Source organism: Halorubrum trapanicum (assembly GCF_017873555.1).
Classification (GTDB): domain Archaea; phylum Halobacteriota; class Halobacteria; order Halobacteriales; family Haloferacaceae; genus Halorubrum; species Halorubrum trapanicum.
Genome location: NZ_JAGGKE010000001.1, coordinates 260,116 through 279,711, shown reverse-complemented (window position 1 = coordinate 279,711; position 19,596 = coordinate 260,116). Strand labels below are relative to the sequence as shown.

The window sequence follows — 19,596 nt, the reverse complement described above, 5'->3', positions numbered from 1 at the left end:
GTCGGTCGACGAGGAGATCGACCCGTCGAGCGCTCAGTCCTCGTCGAGGTAGTCGACGACGAGGACGGGGACGTGCGTCGAGCGCAGGGTGCGCTCCGTGACGCTGCCGAGCAGCGCCCGACGCACGCCGGCGCGGCCGTGACTCCCCATCACGATCAGGTCGATGTCGTGGTTCTCGGCGTAGTCGGCGATCACCTTGTGCGGTCGACCGCCCGAGACGTGTTCGACGACGTCGACGCCGCGTTCGTCGCCGCGCTCGGCGACCACGCCGGTCGCCTCGTCCGCCTGATCTTTCAGTTCGTCCATCTCGTCGAACCGACCCTGCTTGAGCCGGTCGACCTGTTCGGTCCCGAGACTGAAGTTCACGGAGTCGATGTCGACCACGTACAGCGCGTGGACCTCGGCTCCGTACTTCGCCGCGAGGTCGAGCGCGTGGTCGACGGCGGCCTCCGCGACGTCGCTTCCGTCCGTGGGTACGAGGATTCGGTCGTACATTATCGCTCCTCCTCCGTGGTCGCGTCGTCCGCTGCGCGGTCCCCGTCGGCGCCCGCGTCGTCCACTGCGCGGTTCCCGTCGGCGCCCGCATCGTCCACTGCGCGGCCGCCATCGGTCGCAACGTCTTCGCCGCCGTCAGCGGCGACGACGTCCTCGGCGGTCTCCTGCTGCCCCATCGGCTCGGGGCTGTGACACTGCCGGACGATCCGCTTCGTCTCCAGCGACGGCTCGTCGGTCGCCATCGAGACGACGATGGTGACCACGAACACGATCGGGAGCGTGATGAGCGCCGAGCCGATGGCGGGCATCCACTGCGCCAGCCCCGCCGACAGCGGCGCCTCGAGCGACCCGATGTACGTCGGGACGATCTGGTTGATCATCGGGATCGACCAGAGCGTCAGCCCGGTCGTCATGCCGGCGAGCGCGCCCTGTCGGTTGGCGTTCTCCCACCACATGCCGAGGAAGAACATCGGGAACAGGACGGAGCCGGCGAGCGAGAACGCGTAGCCGACGAGCGCCGCGATCGAGGACGCGGGATTGAGCGCGGCCAGCGTGGTCAGCGCGCCCAGCGCGACGATCGAGAGGCGGCCGACAAGGATCTGCTGTCGCTGCGTCGCGTCCTCGTTGATGATGTTCGTGTAGATGTCGTGGCTGATCGCCGAGGACCCGGCGATGAACAGCCCGGCGACCGTCGCGATGGCCGCGGCGATACCGCCCGCCGCGACGATACCGACGAACCACTCCGGAAGCCCGGACAGCTGCGTCGCCAGCACGACGATGACCTCGCTCGCCGCGCTCGTCATGCCGGGGTCACCGTACGTCGCGCCGATGTTCTGCGAGTAGAGGTCGGTGCCGAACGCCGCGAACGCCGGGGCGCTCCAGTAGAGGATACAGATGAAGAACAGCCCCCAGACCGTCGACCAGCGGGCCGTCCGCTCGCTCTCGACCGTGTAGAACCGGACGAGCACGTGCGGGAGCCCGCAGGTGCCGACGATGAGCGAGAACGTCGTCGCGACCCAGAGGTAGTAGCTCGACGAGGCGAACGGCTCGGAGAACTCGCTGCCGAGCTGACTGATCAGCGCGCCGTACTCGAGCTGCGGCAGCACCGTCGAGTAGCCGTTGGTGTAGCCGACGACGAACAGCCCGACGACGAACGCTAAGATGAGGATGACGTACTGGACCGCCTGGTTCTTCGTGGCGCCCAGCATCCCGGACAGCGTCAGGTAGGCGACGGTGACGACCATCATCGCGACGACCATCACCTGATACCCGTCGAGACCGGGGATGAGGCCCCCGTAGTTACCGAAGATGTACAGGCCGACGAGCGCCATCCCCTTCGCCTGCCCGATGGCGTAGACGAAGCCGATGAGGAACGTCGTCACCGCCGCGATGGCGCGCGCGGTGTCGGAGTTGAATCGGTCGCCGACGAAGTCCGGCGCCGTGTACTTCCCGAACCGGCGCAGCTGCGCGGCGAGGAAGATGAGCAGGATGAAGTACCCCGTCGTCCAGCCGACGACGTACACCAGCCCGTAGAACCCCGCGAGCGCGATGGACGCCGCCATGCCGAGGTACGACGCGGCCGACATCCAGTTCGCCCCGATCGCCATTCCGTTCTCGACGTTCCCGATGGACCGGCCGGCGACCCACATGTTCTCGGTGTCGGCCACGCGGAAGACGAAGCCGATCGTGAGGAACAGCCCCAGCATCCCGATCACGAGGATCGACGGTCCGAGCTTGAACGAGATGTCGAGGGCCTCCGGAAGGAGGTCGCTCTGTAGGAGGAGCGACGCGCCCGTCATTCGTCGACCCCTCCGTCGGTTGCGGCGACGTCAGTGTGCTCGATGCCGTACTTGTCGTCGAGCGCGTCCCGCTTTCGCGAGTACCAGAACGCTAAGATCAGCGCGCTGGTCGGCGCGCCGAACGCGACGAGGAAGTAGTGGAGCGGGAAGCCCAAGACCGGCATCGTCTGCGTCATCGGCTCGGTCGCCAGTCGTGTCAGGGTAACCGGTCCCCACACCGCGAGCACCCAGATGGCGAACCCCGTCCAGACGATACGGAGGTGGTCGCGCATGTACGGCGTGCTCGGATTCAGGATGTTCACCTCCGCTCCGAGGTAGTCGGTGTCGTTGTGCGCCTGTGCGGCTCCCGTGGAGGCGACGCCGCCGTCAGTGGCCGCGTCGTCAGTTGCGCGCCCACCGTCAGTGGCCGCGTCGTTAGGTGCGCGCCCACCATCGGTTGCCGCGTCGTCTCGTTCGCGTGAGGTATTATCTGTCATGTTTTGGTGTGTGTCGGGTTCGTTTGTGTGGTATTTTCGTGATGTTTGTCGTCGTGTCGTCCGTCGTGGTCGTGAGTGGAACGGATCGAAAACGGTTCGCCGAGCGCTACTCGGCGTCGGCCTTCTGTTGGATCTCCTCGACGATCTCGGGGTTCCGAAGCGTGCTCGTGTTCCCGAGCTCCTCGCCGTCGGCGATGTTTTCGAGCAGGCGGCGCATGATCTTCCCGGACCGAGTCTTCGGCAGGTCCGGGGTGAACACGACCTGCTCGGGCCGCGCGATCGGGCCGATGGCGTCCTCGACGCCCGCGACGATCGCGTCGCGGAGCTCGTCGGTGCCCTCGTAGCCGTCTTCGGTGGTCACGTACGCGTAGACCGCCTCACCCTTGATGTCGTGGTCACCGCCGACCACGGCGGCCTCGGCGACGCCCTCGACCCCGACGATCGCCGACTCGATCTCCATCGTCCCCAGCCGGTGGCCGGAGACGTTGAGCACGTCGTCGACGCGACCGAGGACGGTGATGTAGCCGTCCTCGTCGATCTTCGCCCCGTCCTCCGGGAAGTACACCCAGTCGTCGGGGTCGTCGCTGTCGGTGTCGGAGTACTCCGCCCAGTACTCCTCGATGTAGCGCTCGTCGTTGTTGTACAGCGTCCGGAGCATGCCGGGCCACGGCTTCTGTACCGTGAGGTAGCCCGCCTTCCCCGGCTCCACCTCGTCGCCGAGCGTGTCGAGGATCTGGACGTCGAGTCCCGGCAGCGGCGGTCCGGCCGCTCCGGGTTTCATGTCCTTCACCCCGGGCAGCGTGGTCACCATCATCCCGCCGGTCTCGGTCTGCCACCACGTGTCGACGACGGGACACTCCTCGTCGCCGATGTGCTGGTAGTACCACTTCCACGCGCGCGGGTTGATCGGCTCGCCGACCGTGCCGAGCAGCCGCAGCGAGGAGAGGTCGTGGCGGTCCGGGAACTTCGACCCCCACTTCATGAACGCCCGGATCGCGGTCGGCGCCGTGTACAGCTGGGTCGCCTCGTGCTCCTCGACGATCTCCCAGAGGCGGTCGCGCTCCGGGTGATCCGGGGTTCCCTCGTACATCATCGTCGTGGTGCCGAGCGCGAGCGGGCCGTAGACGATGTAGGAGTGCCCCGTGATCCAGCCGATGTCGGCCGAACAGAAGTACGTGTCATCCGGCTTGATGTCGAGGACCGACTGTGAGGTCCACGACACCCACGAGAGGTAGCCGCCGGTCGTGTGTTTCACGCCCTTCGGCTTCCCGGTCGTCCCCGAGGTGTACATCAGGAACAGCATGTCCTCGGCGTCGCGCGTGACCGGCTCGACCTCGGCGCCCTCGTGTTCGGCCACGAGGTCGCCGTAGTCGATCTGGTCGTCGCCGAGTTCGTGACCGAAGTCGTCGCCGTTCGGCCCGAGCCGGTCGACGACGACCGTGGTCGTGTCGTGCTCGACGCCCGCGAGCCCCTCGTTCGCCTTGTCGAGGTGGTCGAGCGGGTCGCCGCGGCGGTAGTAGCCGTCGCAGGTGACGAGGTACTCGGAGTCCGCGGAGTTCATCCGCGTCGCGAGCGCGTCGGCCGAGAACCCGGCGAACACGACGCTGTGGGGCGCGCCGATGCGCGCGCAGGCCAGCATCGCGATCGGCAGCTCCGGGATCATCGGCATGTACATCGTCACGACGTCGTCTTCCTCGACGCCCCGCTCCCGAAGGGCGGCCGCGAACTCGTTCACCTCGCGGTGGAGCTCCTCGTACGTGTACGTGCGGTCGTCCTCGTCGACCGGCTCGCCGACCCACTCGATCGCGGCCTCGTCGCCGCGCTCGTCGAGGTGTCGGTCGAGACAGTTCGCCGACGCGTTCAGCTCGCCGCCCGTGAACCACTCGTAGAAGGGCGGGTTGCCGTCGTCGAGCACCTGGTCGTAATCTGTTTCCCACTCCAGCAGGTCGGCGGCCGCCTCCCAGCACTCGGGCCAGTTCTCCTCGAACTCCTCGTATATCTCCGGGTCGGAGACGTTCGCCTGCTCGACGAACGACTCCGACGGCTCGAATACCTCCTGTTCCGCGAGTCTCGCTTCCAGTTGGCCGTCTCCCTCTGTCATGGTACGGTCGTACCCAACCGATATCGGCATATAAACGCTCACGCTAAATACGAAAAATCGTGATAGACTGTCGGCGCTCCGGCCGGCTCGCCGCGTTCACCCGTCGGTGCGGACCGCGCGCTCCTCGCCCTCCCGGACCGACCGCTCCCCGCCGTCTTCGAAGACGCCGTCGAGCAGGGCGCGCTGGGCCTTTCGGAGGTGGTTGTGGAACGTCGGCGACGAGACGCCCATCGCGTCGGCGACCTCCTCGGCGGTGCTCCCGCGCGGCCAGTCGAAGTAGCCGCCGTGGTACGCCGCGGACAGCGCGGCCCACTGGCGATCCGTGAACCGGTCGGCGATCCCGTCCCGCAGCGACGACTCCGCGCGCGGCGAGCGCGCGACGGACTCCTTGCTGGCGAGTCGGACATCAGCGAAGCGGTCACGGAGGCCGTCGGCGACGGGCCTGACGTTCGTTCCCTCGGGGAAGTCGGCGACGACGCGGACCCGGCCGTCGGCGGCGGACGCGTCGCGGACCGTCGCCCCGTGGTCGACGAGCGCCCGCACCAGCGACCCGCCCGCGAGGCGGAGCGACGCCGAACAGCCGTCCTCCCGCGTCTCGATCACCCGGAAGTCGGAGACGCCAGTCGACGCCTCGACGACGGCCGCGAAGTCCTGCGGGCGGGCGCCCTCCACGGAGAGGTACGCGCGGGAGACGTCGTCGTCGACGTCGACGGTCGACGCCAGCTCGATCCGGCAGCCAAGTCGCTCGCTCGCGCGGGCGAGGAACGCCCCCTCGTCGGTCGTGTGGAACTCGACTTCGGTGACCGCGTCCGAGTGGAGCAGCTCCCGCCACCGGTCCGCGGTGATCGCCCGCCCGAGACACCGGCCGAGGGCGGCGAGCGCCCGCCGCTCGGTCTCGTCCGCCGGATCGTCGTCCGCCGCGACGACGCAGAGCGCCCCGTGAACGACGCCCTCGTAGACCGCCGGCACCGCGACCGCCGGCCGCCCCCCCGTCGCTTGGCTACCGTCGATCGCGGCCGGCGTGCGGTCCGCTATCGCGGCCGACCACGGTCCCTCGGCGGTCGCGCCCCGGTCCGCGAGGGTCTCTCGGTCGACGCCCGCGGTCGCGGCCACGTCGGCCCGCTCGCCTCCGACCGCCCGGCGGACGACCCAGGCCTCGGCCCAGCGGTCGGTCTCGATTAAGCCCGCGGGAACCGCCGTGACGGGATCCGCCGACCCGGGTTCCGCGAGCGCCTCGAACCCCGGTAAGACGGTCGTTCCGGTCCGCTCCGCCGGCGCGCCCTCGGCGTCTTCCTCACCGGCTATCGCGGCCGCGAGCGCCTCCCCGTCGAGCGGATCGAGGTAGCCGTCGAGCGTGCCGAGCGACTCCCAGCCGCCCGCGTCGCGGACCGCCCGCGGGTCGACGCCGCGCTCGACGAGCATCCGGCGAGCGAACGTCTTCCGGAGGACGCTGGGCGTGACCCGCTCGTCGAGCGCGGCGTCGGTGAGACCGGCCGCCCGCGCCGCCGTCTCGCTCACGATCATCTGGACCCGGCGGGGAGAGACGTCGACGTACGGGTCGTCGTCGCCGAGACCCTCGCTCGTCGCGTATCGGTCGAGACCGGCGGCCAGAGAGGCCGGTACGACGGTCTCTCTGTCGATCGATTCCGCCCCGGACAGGGTCGACTCCGCGCCCGCGCTTTCGTCGCCGTCGGTCGCGGGCACCGCGAGGATCCGAGCGCTCGCGACCGACTCCGCCTCGCGCAGGTGTCGCGGGGCGACGCGGGTGATCTCCTCGGTTCGGAGTCCGGCCTCGCCCGCCAGCCTGACGACGAGCGCCGCGCGATACGTCTCCGCGGCGGTGACGAGCGCGTCGTAGGCGTCCGCGTCGAGACCGTCGACCATTCGTTTCGGAACTCAACAAGTACCCGAAACAAAACTGTTCCGGAAGATGACCCGTCTACGGCAGAGTTCGACACGATGTCACGAGCCGTCTCCCGATCGAGCTCGGTTTCCGATCGATCTGTTTCGGCTCTAAATCAGTTTCCGAAACGATCGGCGCGGTCAGCCGGAGGCGCCGACGCCCCAAGCCACGTGGTCCCACAGACGCTCGTAGCCGTAGTAAGTGAGCGTCTTTACGGCGTTGGTTACGACACCGATGCTCGCCGCCTGACCGGCGTCGCCCACGACGAGCCACGCGACCAGGACCGTGATCGTCACCATCAACGCCCGGTAGCAGAGGGTCTTGACGACCGCACGGCGGCGGGCGTGGACCGCGTCCCGCGAGAAGACGCTGGTGTTCATACCACTGCTTTCGGTCGCCGGTGGTAAGTAACTACAAAACGTGTCTCAAATAGTGAAAAGAAACTACTATCAGTTACTCCCGTTCCGAACGGTCGACTCGATCTCGCCCACGACCTCCGGGTTGCGGAGCGCGCTCACGTCGCCGAACTCCTCGCCGCGGGCGATGTCTTCCAGCAGCCGCCGCATGATCTTCCCCGAGCGGGTCTTCGGGAGTTCCGGGGTGAAGACGACCCGGTCCGGGCGGGCCACGTCGCCGACGGCGCTCGCCAGCCGGTCCGCGATGGCGTTTCGGAGGGTCCCGTCCGGCTCGACGCCGCTTTTGGTCGTCACGTACGCGACGATGTGCCCGTCACCGTCGCCGACGACCGCGGCCTCGGTCACGCCCGCGGCGTCGACGATGGCCGCCTCCAGTTCGCCGGTGTTGAACCGCTGGGCGCGGACGTTGATCACGTCGTCGACGCGCCCGAGGATCGTGACGTAGCCCTCCTCGTCGACGGCCGCGCCGTCGCCGGTCCGGTAGCGCCAGCCGTCCTCCCCCTTCAGCCAGTACTCCCGCAGGTAGCGCTCGTCGCCCTCGCGGAGCCCGCGGAGCATCCCGGGCCACGGCGACGCGAGCGTGAGGTAGCCGGACTCGCCGGGTTCGACCGCCTCGCCGTCCTCGTCGACGACGCGGGCGTCGATACCCGGGAGCGGCGGGCCGACCTTCCCCGGTTTCATCGGCGTGACGCCCGGCAGCGTCGCGAGCGCGATGGCTCCGGTCTCGGTCTGCCACCACGTGTCGACGACGGGCGCGTCGCCGCCGCCGACGTGCTCGCGGTACCAGCGCCACGCCTTCGGCGTGATCGACTCGCCGACCGTCCCCAGCAGGCGGATCGACGAGAGGTCGTGGGCGTCGGGGTACTCCGCGCCCCACTTCATGAACGACCGGATCGCGGTCGGCGAGGTGTAGAAGACGCTCACCGCGTTGCGCTCGATCAGGTCCCAGACGCGGTCGCGGTCGGGGTAATCGGGCGAGCCCTCGTAGAGCACGCTCGTGGTTCCGACGGAGAGGGGACCGTACACCCCGTAGGAGTGGCCGGTGATCCAGCCGATGTCGGCGGCGCACCAGTAGGTGTCCTCGGGCCGCACGTCGAGGACGTTCCGCGTCGTCCACGCGACGTGCGCGAGGTAGCCGCCCGTCGCGTGTTCGACCCCCTTCGGCCGCCCGGTCGTTCCCGAGGTGTACATCACGAAGAGGAGGTCGGTGGCGTCGCGGGCGACCGGCTCGACCGTCTCGCCGTCGTGCGCGTCGACGAGCGCGCCGTACTCCCGCTCGTCGTCGCCCAGCGAGACCGACAGCTCGTCGCCGAGGCGGTCGACGACGACCGCGGCCGACAGCTCCCCCTCGGCGCGGATCCGAGCGTTGTCCGCCTTCGACTTCTGGTTGAACGCGTCCTCCCGGCGGTAGTAGCCGTCGCAGGTGATCAGGAACTCGGAGTCGGCCGCGTCGATCCGCGTCGCGAGCGCCTCCGCGGACAGCCCCGCGAACACGACGTTGTGCGGCGCGCCGATCCGGGCGCACGCCAGCATCGCGATCGGCAGCTCCGGGATCATCGGCAGGTACAGCGTCACCACGTCGTCCTCCTCGACGCCGAGGTCGCGGAGTCCGGCCGCGAGCGCGTTCACCTCGCGGTGGAGGTCGAGGTAGGTGTACGACCGGCGCTCGCCGCGCTTCCCGAACCACCGGATCGCGAGCTGGTTCCGCCGCTCGTCGAGGTGGCGGTCGACGCAGTTCGCCGCGGCGTTGAGCCGCCCGTCCGGGAACCACTCGTAGAAGGGCGGCTCGGAGTCGTCGAGGACCGTCTCGTACTCGCGCTCCCACGTCAGGAGGTCGGCGGCCGCGCGCCACGCGTCCGGTCCCTCTCGGTCGAACCGCTCGTACACCGCGGGGTCGCTCGCGACCGCTCGCCGACGAAACTCTGCCGGCGGCGGGACGACGTCTCCGTCGCCGTCGACGAGCCGACCGTCGCCCCCGGAGTCGTCCATAACACGCTATGACCCGCGGAGAAATGTATACTTTGTCCGAGTCCCCGTCCGCCGAGAGCGCTCCGGTGGGACCGGCATCGGAGGCCTCGACGGAGCTCGAAAGGCGGCTCGACCACTGAGACGGCTCCCCGGCGGTCAGGCCGACTCCTCGGCCGGCGGCGCAGCGATCTCGGCCGCCTTCGCCCGAGCGCGGGCGACGATGGACGGCTTCGCCTCGAAGTCGACGGTCACCTGGTCGCCCGCGTACGTCTCCTCGGCGACGTGCCCGTGGTCGTGAACCCACGAGACGAGGCTCATCGCGTCGTCGGAGACGGGGAGGACGAGCCGCTCGCGCTCCCAGTCGGGGAGCTCGTCCTCGACGCGGTCGCGGAGCTCGGCCACGCCGGCGCCCGTCTTCGCCGAGACGGCGATCGGGTCGGGCGCCACGCCCGAGAGCGCGGCGCGCTTGTCCGCGAGTTCGCCCGGCTCCAGCCGGTCGATCTTGTTGAACACGGTGACGACGGGCGCCTCGTTGCGCTCGTAGAGGGTGTCGTGGCTCGTGACGAGCTTCTCGCGCATCTCCGCGACCGGCTCGCTGGCGTCGACGACGAGCAGCACGAGGTCGGCGCGGTAGACGGAGTCGAGCGTCGACTCGAACGACTCCACGAGCCAGTGCGGGAGGTCCGCGATGAAGCCGACCGTGTCGGTCAAGAGCACGTCGCGCTTCTCCATCTCGGCCCGGCGCGTCGTGGTGCCGAGCGTCGTGAACAGCATGTCCTGCGACTCGGCGGTGGTGTCGAGGTCGCGGTGGCGCTCGGCGTTCTCGTCGACCGCCAACTCGTCGGCGAGCCGGCGCATCAGCGTCGACTTGCCGGCGTTGGTGTAGCCCGCGAGCGCGACGAGGTCGAATCCGGAGTCGCGGCGCTGCTCGCGGCGCGCCTCCTCCTTTGCCGCGATCGACTCCAGCTCGTCGCGGATCTCCGATATCTGGCGTTTGATGTCGCGCTCGACGCTCTCGTCGTACTCGCCGAGTCCCATGAATCCGGGGCGCTCGTCGCGCTTCGCGAGGCTCGCCTTCGCCTCGGCGCGCGGCAGCTCGTAGCGCAGCTCCGCCAGCTCGACCTGGAGCTGCGCCTTCCGCGTGTTGGCGCGCTGCCCGAAGATCTCGAGGATGAGCGTGAACCGGTCGACCACCTCGACGCCCTCGGGGAGCTTCCCGCCGATGTTGAACGTCTGGTACGGTCCCACGTCGTTGTCGATGATCACCGATCCGGCGTCGGTGCGGCGGACCAGGTCGCGGAGCTCCGCGACCTTCCCCTCCCCGAACATGAAGGCGGCGTCCTCGGTGCGGGTCTGGGTGAGCTCGCCGATCACCTCGTAGCCCGCGGCGGCCGCGAGCTGTCTGATCTCCGCGAGGTCGGCTTCGCCGGAGTCGACGCGCTTGGCGACGACTGCTCGGCGTCCCTCGGCGGTCGGCTCGGCGTCGGCGTCCGCCTGCTCGGCACCCCCGCTCATCGGAGGAGATTCCGGGCGGCGTACGCGGCGTGGTGTGCTGCCTGCACTGTTTCGCGCTCGCCTATGCTCTCGACGTATTTAAACTCGGGCTGGAAGCTGAGTCCGACGCGCGCCGCCGGCTCCTCGTAGAACTCGCCGTTCTCCGCGACGATCGGTCCGTCGGGCGGGGACGGGAGGTTCCCCACCGCCTCGGCGGCGAGCGCGACCGTCGCCTCCAGCGTCGGTCCCTCGCGCGCGGCGGCGAAGCCCATCCCCTCCACGGACCGGATCCGCGAGGAGTCCACCCGCGCGTGGACCGCGGCCGCGACCATCAGGTACTCGCCGTCCTCCTCGTGGCGACCGCTGATGTCCACGCCGACGACCTCAGGGACGGGCGTCCGTCACCTCGGTTCCGTCGGTCAGCGCGTCCGCGTCGACCACCTGTGCGTCCATGCGGGAGCGTTGGTCGCCCTTCGAATTCAACGTTTCCGTGTCGAGCGCGAGCGCGCCGAACGCTCCTCACGCGAGCGCCCGAGCGACGTAGTAGCCCGCGCCCCCGAGCGCCGCGCCGGCCGCCGCGGCGAGTCCGACGGCCGCGACGGAGAATCCCGTCACCGACGCGAGCGCGCCCCCGGTCGCACCCCCGATCCCGCCGCCGATCGCCGCGGTCGTCGATCCGTCGAGTCCGGACATACCCCTCCGTTGTCACGATGAGGAGTTAACTCGTTCGGCGGAGGGAGGGGAAGCCGCCGGTCAGTCCCGCAGATCGTCGACGACGGCCGCGATCCGGTCGACCGCCTCGTCGACGTCGGCCTCGTCGACGTCGAGGTGCGTGGTGAACCGGGTCGCGTAGTCGTCGAACTCGACGCAGCCGACGCCGGCGTCCTTACAGGCCGCGTAGAGCGACTCGGCCGGGATGCCGGCGTCCTCGGTATACGCCACGACGATGTTGGTGTCGGGCGCGGGCGCGTCGACGCCGGCGAGGGCGTCCAGCCCGGCCGCGAGTCGGTCCGCGTTGGCGTGGTCCTCGGCGAGTCGGTCGACGTTCTCCAGCGCGCGGAGACCGGGCGCGGCGATGATGCCGGCCTGGCGCATCCCGCCGCCGAACAGCTTGCGGACGCGGCGCGCGTCCTCGACGAACGCCTCGTCGCCGGCGAGGATCGAGCCGACGGGGGCACCCAGCCCCTTCGAGAGACAGAAGGTGACGCTGTCGACGGGGGCGACGATATCGCTCGCGTCGACCCCGAGCGCGACCGCGGCGTTGAACACGCGCGCGCCGTCGAGGTGGACCGGCACGCCGGCGTCGCGGGCGGCCTCGGCCGCGGCCGCGATCCGGTCGACCGGGATCGCCGTCCCGCCGCGGTAGTTGTGCGTGTTCTCCAGGGAGAGCAGGCCGGTTCCCGGCCGGTGGAGGTCCTCGTCGACGAGCCCCTCGCGAACCGCGTCGGGCGTCGGGACGCAACGCTCGCCGGCGTCTCTCGTCCGGGTCTGGACGCCGGAGAGCTTGGCCGCGCCCGCCAGCTCCCAGCGGTAGATGTGCGACTCGCGCTCCAAGAGCAGCTCCTGGCCCGGCTCCGTGTGGGCGTGGACCGCGATCTGATTCGCCATCGTCCCCGAGGGGACGTACAGCGCGGCCTCGGTGCCGACCGCCTCGGCCGCCCGGCGCTCCAGTTCGTTGACGGTCGGGTCGTCGCGGTACACGTCGTCGCCGACCTCGGCGGTCGCGGCCGCCTCGCGCATCTCCGCGGAGGGCGTCGTGACGGTGTCGGACCGCAGGTCGATGAAGTCGTCGTCGGACATCCGTTACGGGTCGTTCCGCGGCGGCGGGCATATATCCCGCGCTCGGCGAAGGGCAGGCCGACGAGCGGATCTCGGAGACGGGGGCGACGAGCGGATCCCGGCGGTTCCGCGGCGGCCCCGGCCGTTCGGCGCGCGGAACGAGCGGTTCCGGGTTCGGTCCCTTCTTAACGACCGGGATCGATCCGTGGCGTATGGCAACGGAAGCCGCTCCAGACGACGCAGCCGACGCACCGGACGCCTACGACGCCCTCCTCGACCGCGTCCAGCGGTGGAACGCGGTCGGCAGCGCCGCCGGCGTCCTCGGCTGGGACCAGCAGGTGATGATGCCCGAGGGCGGCACCCCCGCCCGGTCGAAGCAGCTCTCGGCGCTCTCCTCGGTCCAGCACGACATGGTCACCGCCGACGAGACGGGCGAGCTGCTCGACGAGCTCGACGACGCCGACCTCACGGACGAGCAGGCCGCGGTCGTCCGCGAGGTCCGCCGCGAGTACGAGCGCGCCGACGCCGTCCCGGTCGAGCTGGTCGAGGAAATCTCCGAGACCGGCTCCGAGGCGCTCCAGGCGTGGGAGGAGGCGAAGGCCGAGGACGACTTCGAAACGTTCGCGCCCTACCTCGAGAAACACGTCGAGCTGAAACGCGAGTACGCCGAGCACATCGATCCCGACCGCGACCCCTACGAGGTCCTCTTCGAGGAGTTCGAGCCGTGCCTCTCGATGGAGCGCGCCGAGTCCATCCTCACGGAGCTGCGCGAGGCGCTCGTCCCGATGATCGAGGAGATCCGCGAGTCGGACGTCGAACTCGCCGTCGACACCTTCGAGGGGACCTTCCCCGAGGAGGAGCAGGAGGCCCTCTCCCGGGAGGCGCTCGAACTCGTCGGCTACGACTTCGACCGCGGCCGCCTCGACGTCTCCTCGCACCCGTTCACCTCGGGCAACCAGTTCGACTGCCGCGTCACCACCCGGTTCGACGAGAACGATCCGCTCGGCGCCGTCGGCTCGACGATCCACGAGTTCGGCCACGCGCAGTACAACCTCGGGCTTCCCCAGGAACACTTCGGCACGCCGCTCGGCGAGTCCCGCGACCTCTCGGTCCACGAGTCGCAGTCGCGGCTCTGGGAGAACCACGTCGGGCGCAGCGAGGCGTTCTGGCAGGAGTTCCTCCCCGTCTTCCAGGAGCACTTCCCGCAGACGGAGGACGCGACGGTTCAAGACGCCTACGAGGCGTTCAACCAGGTGTACGAGGACAACTTCATCCGCGTCGAGGCCGACGAGCTCACCTACCACCTCCATATCGTGATCCGCTTCGAGATCGAGCGCGACCTGATCCGCGGCGACCTCGACGTCGAGGACGTGCCCGAAGTGTGGAACGACAAGTACGAGGAGTACCTCGGCATTCGGCCCGAGAACGACGCCGAGGGCTGCCTTCAGGACATCCACTGGAGCCACGGCAACTTCGGCTACTTCCCCACCTACTCGCTCGGCTCCGTGATGGCCGCGCAGCTGTTCGAGGCCGCCGAGGACGACATCGACGACCTCAACGGGAAGATCGCCGACGGCGAGTTCGACGACCTCCACGACTGGCTCGGGGAGAACGTCCACCGGCACGGCTCCCGCTACGAGACGAACGAGCTGGTGGTGCGCGCGACCGGCGAGGACTTCTCGGCGGACGCCTTCCTCGACTACGTCGACGAGAAGTACGGCGAGCTGTACGGGATCTGAGTCGGTTCGGGTCGCCGAGGAATACCGCTTCCGACCTTCAAAAGAAGATTTTTCGACGCTGGATCCGCCGATTAGCCGGGCGTGCGAAAGCTCCGCGTGGTGTCTCTGTCGCCGCGGACGACGTCGACCTCGACGAGGCCGAGCGAGGTGAAGACGCGGCTCCAGTCCCGGTAGTAGAGGGGCGTGTCGTCGTCGACGTAGTTCACGTCCGGGTCGGCCGACGCGTCGCCCGTCGGTCCCTCGATCTCCGCCGTGACGAGGACGTCGCCGGTGATCCGGACGATCTCTTCGAAGACCCAGTCGACGTCGGGATGGAGGTGTTGGAGCGTCTCGACCGAGTAGACCGCGTCGAACTGCCCGTCGTCGAACTCCCCGACGAGGTCCTCTATCGGGCCGCGGTGAAACGTCCCCTCGGCGGCGAGCGCGGGGTAGGTCTCCCGCATCGTGTCGAACGCCCCGGCGTCGATGTCGACGCCCGAGAGGTCCTCGAAGCCGTTGTTCGCGAGGTGTTCGAGGTGTCGACCGGAGCCGCACCCGAGTTCGAGCACCGCCGCGTCGCGGCCGAGGTGCTCGTCGAGGGTCTCGAAGATTAGCTCGCTCGTCTCGTCGGGACCGTAATGCGCGTAGTACGCCGGCGAGTATTCGCCCGTCCGATTCGTCCACGTGTCTCGGACGGAGTGAGGTTCCACGTGTACAGACTCGTCCAGCGGAGTAAAACGCCGTCGGACGGCGTCCGGGACGGGACAAGGCGAGTCCGACTTCTGCGACGCCCCTGCTTCAGAAGTACTGATCCGTCGGCGGGCCAGCCCCGAAGGGGCCGCGAGCAGGTATCCCGGTGAGAGCGGGACGGTCCCTCAAGGGTCGCGTGCCCGACCGTCCGCTCCTCGCGAGACGCCCCAGTCGTTCCGATCCGCGTCCGCTCCCAGCGTCTCCCAGCGTCTCCGAACTCACTCCGAACTCATGCCAGCCGGAACCCGGTCATCAACACGATGAGCGCGAGCATCACGGCGCCCTCGAACAGCCCGACGACGAGGTTCTTCTTCTCGATCGATTCGAGCCGAGAGGAATCCGGATCCGGCGACAGCGTCTCGTAGTACGCGCTGAGTTGGAGGCGGTGTGGCACCGCCAGCCCGAACGCGAACAGCCCCCAGCCGAGCGCGAGCGCGAGCCCGGACCACGACCCGGCGAACCCGTAGCCGAGTCCGGGGTCGGGCGTCAACAGGACCGTTCCGGACAGCACCGTCGTCAGCGAGAAGCCGACGAGGAAGAAGACGGCCTTCGGAATGAGCGCGGTGTTCACCGCGGCCGACGCCTCCTCGTCGAGTCCGCCCAGCGTCGGGCCGATGATCGCCGGGAAGATGACCGCGAACCCGAACCACACCGCGCCGGCGGCGACGTGCGTGTAGAAGAGCAGTTCGGTGCTCGCGAGCGCGAGGCTCGCGGCGAGAAACGCCAGCGGCACGAGGAAGCTCCCGGCCGCGAACGCCGGGTTCGCGGCGTCCGCCAGGTGGCGAATCCGTTCGACGAATCCCAACTCAGCGACGCGACGACCGCCTTCGTCAGCGACTGCCATGAACACTGGATCCGGAGTGTCCGTGAAATGCGTTCTGGTCGACACGATCGCGGCCGGTTCTCCGCGACCGCGACGCGTCGCGGCGACCGCACTGCGGGCGCGACGCCGCCGACCTACTTCTCGATGATGCTCTCCTCGACGGCCTCGCCGAAGTGGCGCGCGACGTCCTCGTAGTAGACGAGCGCCTCGTCGCCCGGCTCGACCTCGGTGACGGGCTTCCGCCCCTCGCTCGTGGCGATTTTCACGGTCTCGGCGTTCTGGATGAGCGTCTCGATCCGGTCGGTGCCGTCCTCCGTCTCGACCTCCGCCTGGATCCGGAACATCGGACGCTTCTCGATCTTCACCCGGCCGACCACCGCCTCGCGGGTGTGGCCGTCGGTGTCGACGAGCTGGACCTCGTCGCCGCTCGACAGCTCCGCGAGGTAGTTGGTGCCGCCCTCGGCGTTGCGGACGTACGCGTGGACCGCGCCCGCGTTCACGCGGAACGGGCGGGAGGCGACGTACGGCGACTCCGCGGTCTCGGCGTGGACGAAGAAGAGTCCCCGAGACATCGAGCCGACGAGCATCCCCTCGCTGTCGTCCATCAGCGACCCCGTGTCGATACAGACGCGGTCCGCCATCCCGGTCTGTTCGACCTCGGTCACCTCGGCGTACCGGAGGTCGAGCGTCTCGCGGTCGGCGGCGTCGCGGGCCTCGACCGCGCCGCGGATCTCGTCCGGCGAGTCGGAATCGAGGAGGACCCCGTCGGCGCCGATCTCCAGCGTCTCGAAGGCGGTCCGGGCCTCAGCGGCCGTCGTCGCGCCCGCGACGAGGTGGGTCTCCTCGCCGACGCGGGCGATGAGGTTCTCCAGCGGGATGATCGACCAGTCCTCGCCGACGATCACGGTGAAGTCGGCGTCGGCGGCGGCCTCCTGGGCGAACTCCTCGTACTCGGTGCCGAGGACGCGGACGTACGCGCCCTGCGCGCGGTCGTCGCGCCGGCGCAGCGTCGTCAGGTCGGCCGAGCCGGAGAGGTCCTCGGGCATCGAGACCGTCCCGTCGCCCTCGCCGCCCTTCCCGACGAAGTACGCGTCGGCCTCGACGTCGCTCTCGGCGTCGTCGATCACGTCGGCGTCAGAACGGAACGCCGCGACGTTTATGTCACCGAGGTCGCGGACGCGACCCACGTCGCCCTCGTCGACGAGCACCCAGTCCGCGCCGGCCTCGATGGCGGCCGTGACCCGTCGCTTGCGCGCCTCCCAGTCGCCGACGTCGCCGTCGGCTTTGACCCAGACCGTGCGTGTCATTGACGGATCCTCACGGCGCGACGGCTTGAAAACTGCGAAAGGCTCGGGCGTTGCGGACCGCGACCCAGAAGACGACAAAGCACTTATCGCTGAGATCGCCTCGATCGATACACGACACCGAATGACGCCACCGAGCCAGCGCCCCCCGAACGCGGGGTCCCGATACGCCGCCGCGCGCGAGTCCGTCCGCGAGCGTGTCGCGCCGCACCTCGGGATCGATCCGCGAGCGCTCGGGGCGTTCCGCATCGCGGTGGCGCTCTTCGTCCTCGCCGACCTGGTGGTCTATCGGCTGCCGGCGGTGGACACGTTCTACGCGGACGGCGGCGTCCTTCCGCGTTCGACGCTGGCCGAGACCTTTCCGCTGTTAGCGAGGGGTTCGCTACACGCGATCTCCGGGTCCGCGTGGGTACAGGCGAGCCTGCTCGCGGGCGGGGGTTTCGCCGCCGGCTGCCTGCTGGTCGGCTATCGCACGCGGGCGGCGACGGGTCTCTCCCTCGTTCTGCTCGCGTCGCTGTACGCTCGGAACCCGTACGTGATCAACGGCGGGAACACGATCCTGGTCGTGTTCCTGTTCTTGAGCCTCTTCCTCCCGCTCGACGCCCGCTGGTCGCTCAGTTCGGACCGCCCGGGCGACCGGAGCGACCGGAGCGACGCCGACGGAGGTGGCGATGACAGCCCGGAGAATGCCCTCGATCCACGGGTCTGTTCGCTCGGAACGGCGGTCACGCTCATGACGCTCGTGTCGATATACGCGGCGAACGCGGTCTCGAAGTACCGGAGCGACGCGTGGATGTCGGGAATCGCGGTCCCGCGGATCTTTCAGTTGGGAGAGTTCACCGTGTGGCTCGGGCCGCTCGTCTCGGACCAGGCCGCGGTTCTCGCGGCGATAAACTGGTCTTGGATCGCGCTCCTCTCGGCGTCTCCCGCGCTGATCGTCGCGACCGGGCGGCTCAGGACCGGCGTCGCCCTCGCGTTCGTCGCCGCGCACCTCGGCATGGCCGCGACGATGCGGCTCGCCGTGTTCCCGTTCGTCATGGTCGCGATCCTCCTCCTGTTTCTCCCGCCCGGCGCGTGGGACCTCGTCGAGACCGCCGCGTCCAAACTCCGCGAGTCCACGCGACTCGGGGAGCCGGACCGGACGCACCGGGGCGGCGGCGGAACCGAGAGCCGTGCCGCGTCTCCGAATCCGTCGCGGGCTCGCCGCGGGATCAGGGCGGGAGCCGCCGCGCTGCTCGTGGGGTTCTTCCTCGCGCTCGTCTGGTGGCAGGCGGCGGGGGTCGGTCTCGTCGACCTCCCGGCGTCGGAGGCGAGCGGCGAGCTGTCGGAGGTGAGCTGGTCGTTCTTCGCGCCCGACCCGCCGGACGCCTCCAGCTGGTACGTCGTCCGCGGGACGCCCGAGTCCGGGGACCCGATCGACCTGCGCGACGGCGGGGCGGTCACGTACGACCGACCGCCAGACGCGGCGGAGACGTATCCGACGACCCTCTGGCATCAGTTCGGATTCAGGATAAAAAACGCCGGCGAGTCCCGGTATCGGCCGGTCGCGTCGTACGCCTGTGAGCGAACGGACCGCGACGTGGCGTCCGTGACCGTCTTCCACGTCGAGCAGGCGGTCGACGCGGACGGGCCGGTCGGCGAACCCGAGGCGCACGAGAAGATACGCCTCGCCTGCTGATCCGGACCGGACGACGGCCCGACCTCACGCCTCAACGAACCCGCCCGCTCGCAGCGCCTCCTCGACGGAGGCGTCGTCGTGGACGACTGCGGAGACCGCGCGGGCGATCCCCTCGGGGTCGTCGTGTTGGAAGATCGACCGCCCCATCGACACGCCGGCCGCGTCGCCGTCCATCGCGCCACGGACCATCTCCACCGTCTCGCGGTCGGTCCCCTTCGATCCGCCGGCGATGACCACCGGGAGGCGGGTCGACTCCGTCACCCGCTCGAAGGAGTCGCCGTCGCCGGAGTAGCCCGTCTTCACCACGTCGGCGCCGAGCTCCTCGGCGAGCCGGACGGCGTGGCCGAGCGACTCGGGGTCCGTGCTGTCGACGCCCGGACCGCGCGCGTACGCCATCGCGAGCACCGGAAGGCCGAGTCGCTCGGCGTCGGCGGTCAGCTCCGCCAGTTCCTCGATCTGGTTCGGCTCGTACTCCGACCCGACGTTGATGTGGAAGGAGACCGCGTCGGCGCCGGCGCGGACCGCGTCCTCGACGGTGCCGGTGACGCGCTTGTCGCTCTCGTCGGGACCGATCGTCGTCGACCCGTTGAGGTGGACGATGTAGCCCGCACCGTTCTTGTTCTCGTGGACGCGCTCCGCGATGCCGCGCTGGGTGAGCACCGCGTCCGCGCCGCCCCCGGTGACGCCGTCTATCGTCGACTCGATGTCGACGAGCCCCTCGACGGCGCCCATCGTGATCCCGTGGTCCATCGGGACGATGAGGAATTGGTCGTTCGTGGAGATGCGGTCGAGTCGTGCCGAGAGTCCTGCTGTCATGGTGAGGTCGGTCGTTGTGTGAGCGTGTGTCAATCGGAGGTAAGACGGTTTCGTTCGGGGACGTATTGGTTCGGTT

At 69.6% G+C, this 19,596-nt stretch carries 17 protein-coding genes; 2 read left to right on the top strand and 15 right to left on the bottom strand.

The window, feature by feature from the left end; genetic code table 11:
• Positions 1 to 33: 33 nt before the first annotated feature.
• The 11 genes from J2744_RS01370 to J2744_RS01320 all read right to left on the bottom strand — a co-directional run bounded on the left by J2744_RS01370 (position 34) and on the right by J2744_RS01320 (position 12,452).
• Positions 34 to 495: a universal stress protein gene (locus J2744_RS01370; RefSeq protein WP_209543472.1), complete on the bottom strand. Its 462-nt coding sequence runs from the start codon at positions 493 to 495 to the stop codon at positions 34 to 36.
• Complete coding sequence (locus tag J2744_RS01365) at positions 495 to 2,294, bottom strand: VC_2705 family sodium/solute symporter (RefSeq protein ID WP_209543470.1); 1,800 nt, start codon at positions 2,292 to 2,294, stop codon at positions 495 to 497. Before J2744_RS01365 ends, J2744_RS01370 begins: the two co-directional genes overlap by 1 nt.
• A complete protein-coding gene (locus tag J2744_RS01360; RefSeq protein ID WP_209543468.1) occupies positions 2,291 to 2,770 on the bottom strand; it encodes a DUF4212 domain-containing protein in 480 nt (159 codons plus the stop codon). Before J2744_RS01360 ends, J2744_RS01365 begins: the two co-directional genes overlap by 4 nt.
• Before the next feature lie 106 nt (positions 2,771 to 2,876).
• Positions 2,877 to 4,871, bottom strand: a complete 1,995-nt coding sequence (acs, locus tag J2744_RS01355) for an acetate--CoA ligase (RefSeq protein WP_209543466.1) — start codon at positions 4,869 to 4,871, stop codon at positions 2,877 to 2,879.
• A gap of 96 nt (positions 4,872 to 4,967) precedes the next feature.
• Positions 4,968 to 6,755 (bottom strand): bacterio-opsin activator domain-containing protein, encoded by a 1,788-nt coding sequence (locus tag J2744_RS01350; RefSeq protein WP_209543464.1) that lies wholly within the window; start codon positions 6,753 to 6,755, stop codon positions 4,968 to 4,970.
• 159 nt (positions 6,756 to 6,914) lie between these two features.
• Positions 6,915 to 7,154: a DUF2061 domain-containing protein gene (locus J2744_RS01345; RefSeq protein ID WP_209543462.1), complete on the bottom strand. Its 240-nt coding sequence runs from the start codon at positions 7,152 to 7,154 to the stop codon at positions 6,915 to 6,917.
• A gap of 69 nt (positions 7,155 to 7,223) precedes the next feature.
• Complete coding sequence (gene acs / locus J2744_RS01340; RefSeq protein WP_209543460.1) at positions 7,224 to 9,179, bottom strand: acetate--CoA ligase; 1,956 nt, start codon at positions 9,177 to 9,179, stop codon at positions 7,224 to 7,226.
• 135 nt (positions 9,180 to 9,314) lie between these two features.
• Entirely contained in the window at positions 9,315 to 10,673 is a 1,359-nt protein-coding gene (gene hflX / locus J2744_RS01335; protein WP_209543458.1) for a GTPase HflX, read from the bottom strand.
• A complete protein-coding gene (locus J2744_RS01330; protein ID WP_209543456.1) occupies positions 10,670 to 11,026 on the bottom strand; it encodes a DUF2209 family protein in 357 nt (118 codons plus the stop codon). Before J2744_RS01330 ends, hflX begins: the two co-directional genes overlap by 4 nt.
• Positions 11,027 to 11,171: 145 nt before the next feature.
• Positions 11,172 to 11,345, bottom strand: a complete 174-nt coding sequence (locus J2744_RS01325; protein ID WP_209543454.1) for a hypothetical protein — start codon at positions 11,343 to 11,345, stop codon at positions 11,172 to 11,174.
• A gap of 60 nt (positions 11,346 to 11,405) precedes the next feature.
• A complete protein-coding gene (locus J2744_RS01320; protein WP_209543452.1) occupies positions 11,406 to 12,452 on the bottom strand; it encodes a threonine aldolase family protein in 1,047 nt (348 codons plus the stop codon).
• Between the two features lie 191 nt (positions 12,453 to 12,643).
• On the opposite strand from J2744_RS01320, the gene J2744_RS01315 reads away from it, so the two are divergent.
• Complete coding sequence (locus tag J2744_RS01315) at positions 12,644 to 14,170, top strand: carboxypeptidase M32 (protein ID WP_209543449.1); 1,527 nt, start codon at positions 12,644 to 12,646, stop codon at positions 14,168 to 14,170.
• Between the two features lie 71 nt (positions 14,171 to 14,241).
• Here J2744_RS01315 and J2744_RS01310 read toward each other — a convergent pair whose 3' ends face one another.
• From J2744_RS01310 to J2744_RS01300, 3 genes are all read right to left on the bottom strand, one after another.
• Entirely contained in the window at positions 14,242 to 14,859 is a 618-nt protein-coding gene (locus J2744_RS01310; RefSeq protein WP_209543447.1) for a class I SAM-dependent methyltransferase, read from the bottom strand.
• Between the two features lie 269 nt (positions 14,860 to 15,128).
• Entirely contained in the window at positions 15,129 to 15,743 is a 615-nt protein-coding gene (locus J2744_RS01305; RefSeq protein ID WP_209543445.1) for a hypothetical protein, read from the bottom strand.
• Positions 15,744 to 15,856: 113 nt separating this feature from the next.
• Positions 15,857 to 17,029: a 3-dehydroquinate synthase II gene (locus J2744_RS01300; RefSeq protein WP_209543444.1), complete on the bottom strand. Its 1,173-nt coding sequence runs from the start codon at positions 17,027 to 17,029 to the stop codon at positions 15,857 to 15,859.
• Between the two features lie 121 nt (positions 17,030 to 17,150).
• On the opposite strand from J2744_RS01300, the gene J2744_RS01295 reads away from it, so the two are divergent.
• Entirely contained in the window at positions 17,151 to 18,704 is a 1,554-nt protein-coding gene (locus tag J2744_RS01295; RefSeq protein ID WP_209543442.1) for an HTTM domain-containing protein, read from the top strand.
• Between the two features lie 24 nt (positions 18,705 to 18,728).
• Here J2744_RS01295 and J2744_RS01290 read toward each other — a convergent pair whose 3' ends face one another.
• Entirely contained in the window at positions 18,729 to 19,520 is a 792-nt protein-coding gene (locus J2744_RS01290; RefSeq protein WP_209543440.1) for a 2-amino-3,7-dideoxy-D-threo-hept-6-ulosonate synthase, read from the bottom strand.
• Between the last annotated feature and the right edge of the window lie 76 nt (positions 19,521 to 19,596).

Bases quoted from the DNA above. Each gene is read 5' to 3' on its own strand.
- J2744_RS01300 (WP_209543444.1), bottom strand. From the start codon at position 17,029: ATGACACGCACGGTCTGGGTCAAAGCCGACGGCGACGTCGGCGACTGG.
- acs (WP_209543466.1), bottom strand. From the start codon at position 4,871: ATGACAGAGGGAGACGGCCAACTGGAAGCGAGACTCGCGGAACAGGAG.
- J2744_RS01365 (WP_209543470.1), bottom strand. From the start codon at position 2,294: ATGACGGGCGCGTCGCTCCTCCTACAGAGCGACCTCCTTCCGGAGGCC.
- J2744_RS01350 (WP_209543464.1), bottom strand. From the start codon at position 6,755: ATGGTCGACGGTCTCGACGCGGACGCCTACGACGCGCTCGTCACCGCC.
- J2744_RS01370 (WP_209543472.1), bottom strand. From the start codon at position 495: ATGTACGACCGAATCCTCGTACCCACGGACGGAAGCGACGTCGCGGAG.
- J2744_RS01290 (WP_209543440.1), bottom strand. From the start codon at position 19,520: ATGACAGCAGGACTCTCGGCACGACTCGACCGCATCTCCACGAACGAC.
- acs (WP_209543460.1), bottom strand. From the start codon at position 9,179: ATGGACGACTCCGGGGGCGACGGTCGGCTCGTCGACGGCGACGGAGAC.
- J2744_RS01360 (WP_209543468.1), bottom strand. From the start codon at position 2,770: ATGACAGATAATACCTCACGCGAACGAGACGACGCGGCAACCGATGGT.
- hflX (WP_209543458.1), bottom strand. From the start codon at position 10,673: ATGAGCGGGGGTGCCGAGCAGGCGGACGCCGACGCCGAGCCGACCGCC.
- J2744_RS01325 (WP_209543454.1), bottom strand. From the start codon at position 11,345: ATGTCCGGACTCGACGGATCGACGACCGCGGCGATCGGCGGCGGGATC.
- J2744_RS01345 (WP_209543462.1), bottom strand. From the start codon at position 7,154: ATGAACACCAGCGTCTTCTCGCGGGACGCGGTCCACGCCCGCCGCCGT.
- J2744_RS01295 (WP_209543442.1), top strand. From the start codon at position 17,151: ATGACGCCACCGAGCCAGCGCCCCCCGAACGCGGGGTCCCGATACGCC.
- J2744_RS01305 (WP_209543445.1), bottom strand. From the start codon at position 15,743: ATGGCAGTCGCTGACGAAGGCGGTCGTCGCGTCGCTGAGTTGGGATTC.
- J2744_RS01315 (WP_209543449.1), top strand. From the start codon at position 12,644: ATGGCAACGGAAGCCGCTCCAGACGACGCAGCCGACGCACCGGACGCC.
- J2744_RS01320 (WP_209543452.1), bottom strand. From the start codon at position 12,452: ATGTCCGACGACGACTTCATCGACCTGCGGTCCGACACCGTCACGACG.